General features: G+C 38.0%; 4 protein-coding genes. All 4 read right to left on the bottom strand.

Annotation, left to right across the window (positions count from 1 at the left end):
- Window positions 1-487: ATP-binding protein (locus tag AC1DSE_RS33070; RefSeq protein WP_477528900.1), on the bottom strand; the 487-nt coding region annotated here is incomplete at its 3' end.
- Window positions 484-1,947, bottom strand: a complete 1,464-nt coding sequence (gene pdxR / locus AC1DSE_RS33075) for a MocR-like pyridoxine biosynthesis transcription factor PdxR (RefSeq protein ID WP_477509710.1) — start codon at window positions 1,945-1,947, stop codon at window positions 484-486. The genes pdxR and AC1DSE_RS33070, both read right to left, overlap by 4 nt.
- Before the next feature lie 161 nt (window positions 1,948-2,108).
- Window positions 2,109-2,831 carry a hypothetical protein gene (locus AC1DSE_RS33080; protein ID WP_477509711.1) on the bottom strand — a complete coding sequence of 241 codons (723 nt, stop codon included), beginning with the start codon at window positions 2,829-2,831 and terminating at the stop codon, window positions 2,109-2,111.
- 169 nt (window positions 2,832-3,000) lie between these two features.
- A partial coding sequence (locus AC1DSE_RS33085) for a DUF3502 domain-containing protein (RefSeq protein ID WP_477528901.1) occupies window positions 3,001-3,260 on the bottom strand: 260 nt, incomplete at its 5' end.

Raw genomic sequence — 3,260 nt, forward strand, 5'->3', positions numbered from 1 at the left:
AGGTTTCTAGTACCTCATCAACTAACGTTTCTTTGTTTTTTATTATTTTGACTCCTAAACTCGAACCGCCTGAATTTGGCTTCACGATAACCGGATAACCCAGTCGTTCGACATCTTCAACACATAATTCATCTGCACTATTCAAATGAATCCAGTCAGGAGTATCGATGCCGTCATGACGAAAAAGCTTTTTAGATATATTTTTATCCATGCTCAAGCTGCTCGATAAAACACCGCACCCCGTATAAGGAACGCCAAGTGTTTCAAGCGCCCCTTGAATCGTTCCATCCTCACCATACTTCCCATGAAGTGCAAGCAGAGCTACATCAATATTTTTCACTTTTTCAATGAGTTCATCTTTTCGATTGATTTCAATCGGATACAACTCATACTTTTCTCTATCCAAATTAGCAATCATTTCGCGTCCAGTCATAAGGGATACTTCTTTTTCTGATGAAATACCCCCCATTATCACTCCAACTCTCATAGCTGTCTCTCCTTCATCATTTGTTTAGCCGTATCACCTATAATTTGAATCCCTTTTATGATGTCCTCATCTGCTACTCGTGAGAAACCAAGCCGCATCGTATGATGACCTTTGTTATCTGTAAAAAAAATGTTGCCCGGAGTAAATATGACCCCTTTGTGGCGACAGTATTCTAATAAGACATTGGTATCATAGTTATCTTCGAATTCAATAAATACATGAAGCCCTCCGTCGCCTGAAAGGCGTCTTAACGGAATAAACGCTTTACAGCACCGAATGACTAATTCACATTTTCGTTTATATTCAGATTTGGCTTTCTTCAAATACTTCTCGAAGTTGCCATTATGAAGATATTGATAAAGTAAGGATTGATCTAACGTGGAGGTGTGGATGCTTCGCGCACGCTTTACACTTTCCAGATAATAAATGAGCTCTTTCTCAGCCAAGACCCATCCAACCCGGAGGCCAGGGAAAAGGATTTTCGAAAAACTGCCCAGATAGATGACACTATTTCCATTTCCATTACATGCAATTAAAGGGGCAATGTGGTCTCCTGAAAACCTTAGCTCCTCGTTGAACCCATCTTCAATAAGCGGGACTTGATATTTATGGAGCAGCTTGATGACTTCCATTCGTTTATGGGGAGACATCACAATACCCGTTGGATTATGATAAGAAGGTACAAGATAGGTTAAATCAAAGGATCCTTCTGACAATGCTCTCTCCAGCTCCACAAGATTAATTCCGTCTTGCTCCATTTCGATACCCTCAAAATCAAATCCATGCATCTTAAACAGTTTAATTGCCGCATGATGGGTAGGATTCTCGCAAAGGACACGACCATTTTTCTTAATTAAAGCCGATAAAATGAGATCTAATCCTTCTGTAAAACCGTTCGTAATCAGAATATCCTTACCCTCTAGATTTACCCCTTTATTCTCCATATATCGAAGTAAATATTCCATTAAAGGCTTGTAGCCTTGTGCATATCCATAGTTTAAGATGATTTCACCCTCTATGGACATCCGATCTAAAAATGCTCGTTTGACATTATCGAGATCAAACAGTTTCCCATCCGGTGCGATACTTGTAAAATTGATTTCTCCTGTGCTAGAACGTATCCCGTGCTTGCTAAGATCCATTTCTTCAGCAATCTTCGTTTGTTTACTAATATTTTGCTTCCAATCAAGCTGCCATGAAGGGTCAGTTGCTGCCTCACCGAATTTTTGAGCAACAAAGCTCCCTTTTCCTTTATCTACATACACAAAACCTTCGTCTTTCAAATCTGCGTATGCACTAACTACCGTATTTCTACTGACATTCAGCATAGAACTGAGTTCGCGCGTGGACGGGAGCTTCTGATTCGCTTGCAATACACCTAAAGTAATTAATCTTTTCATGTATTCTTTTACTTGGGTATAGGCAGGGCTGTCATCCGTCAAATTGAATTCAGTAAACATCCAATCCCCCCTAGAAATATAATGACATACATTAATCAATATAATAAGATCCACGATGTCTGATTTTCAGCCTACCTGTGGATAGGAATAACCCATTAGAAATATCAACAATCGCGCTCAAATGACAGGGATGATACTTCCCCATAACGCAAACGTTCGTTTTAACCTTCTTTAATAAGCTTCCATACCTTTTTTGAATAAACTAACCAAACCTTGTAATCCCTAATTTCTTTTCTAAAATCGTATACGCTGTCCATATCAATGTCATGACCAATAAAGGTTACCGGTATTCTTAATTCAGTTTTACTTTTTTGAATTTTTGACAAGTCAATCAATAATCCATCTCTTGTCCATTCTAAAAGTACCGATGATATGTCCTTTGGAATTTCTTGAACCTGCCTACCGATTAGTTTATGAAGCTTAAAAGTAATCACTTTAGCTAAAAGAACTTCATAATCATATAAATCTGTAACATAAAGCTTGTTAAACCAGCCATCATCATGTGCAAAATAAGCAAACCTCAGCTTTGGTATATGATGCAATGGCTCACCCATTTGGCCAAAAAACAATAATTCAGCGATTTGATTGTTGCTTAAAGCATTTAATTCCTCTTCTTTGGAGAAATCTACCCAACAAAAATCTCCATAGTGATACACGTTTTCTTCAATTAATTCATCCAATCCTTGCTTCAAAACATAATGAAGTCTAGAATGCCGATTCGTCTGTACGTTATGAAAATCATGTTTAAGAAGTATAAGGTTCTCCGGCCTATGATGTACACAGTTCATAAATTCATGAAATTCGATTCCATAGGAGCAAAAATAATTCGTTTCATGCTCCCCGCTTACATATATTAAATCCCTAATTTGCTTACTTTTCTTCATTAAATTTACCCCTCAAAAGGAAAGAATGGTTCCTATTTCTATAGTACTACATCCTGCATAGGCGTTACTCAAAACAATGCAAAAACCCCGACCTCTTTTAAGGTCGGGGTTTCACATCACTTACTTTTACTCCTATGCCAATGCTATGAATTTAAAATATAATATCAGTTTATTTACTAGCCAAAAACTCATCCAACTGGCGCTGAATCTCAGCTACGTATTCATCAATCCCTGCTGCTTTTAGCTTCTTAATCGCTTTCGGATATTCCGTTTCAAAATCAACAAAGCCTGAGCGTATAGCCGCTAAGTCCTTGCCTGCTACTTCTTTTAGGGCAGTCTCAATCAATTTTACTTTCTCATTATTAAATCGGAAGCCGAGTGAAGCGGAAGTTACTGCCTCGTCATCCCACGTTTTATAATGATCAATAG

This window comes from Paenibacillus sp. 01L418 (assembly GCF_056400045.1).

Coding starts and splice junctions, on each gene's coding strand:
- AC1DSE_RS33080 (WP_477509711.1), bottom strand. CDS start 2,831: ATGAAGAAAAGTAAGCAAATTAGGGATTTAATATATGTAAGCGGGGAG.
- pdxR (WP_477509710.1), bottom strand. CDS start 1,947: ATGTTTACTGAATTCAATTTGACGGATGACAGCCCTGCCTATACCCAA.